The sequence below is a fragment of the Rhizobium sp. Rhizsp42 genome (assembly GCF_047304155.1).
GTDB lineage: Bacteria > Pseudomonadota > Alphaproteobacteria > Rhizobiales > Rhizobiaceae > Rhizobium.
Genome location: NZ_JBGLYS010000143.1, coordinates 1 through 276 on the forward strand (window position 1 = coordinate 1; position 276 = coordinate 276).

Below are 276 nucleotides of genomic sequence, written 5' to 3' on the forward strand. Positions count from 1 at the left end.
GCCCACCGATGATGCCGGTGATCAGGCCTTTGGCCGGTGGCAGCCCGGAGGCGATGGCGATGCCCATGCACAAAGGCAGGGCAACCAGAAACACAACCACCGAAGCCAGCAGCTCCCGTGGCAGAACAGCTTTTAATTGAGCGGCACGCATGGTGACTCTCCCGAAGTTTTCTTCAGGCATGGCAAAGCCGGGCTGCCTGATCAGCAGCCTCGGCTAAACCACACAGGGATCTGTTGACCTGTCTCGCAAACGTTGTTGTGAGACAGGCTACGAAG

The 276-nt window shown here is 58.7% G+C and carries 1 protein-coding gene; it reads right to left on the reverse strand.

Annotation, left to right across the window (positions count from 1 at the left end; translation table 11 throughout):
- Positions 1-151 (reverse strand): SulP family inorganic anion transporter (locus tag ACCD05_RS31870; RefSeq protein WP_413397678.1); only part of this gene is annotated, 151 nt, incomplete at its 3' end.
- Positions 152-276 lie beyond the last annotated feature (125 nt).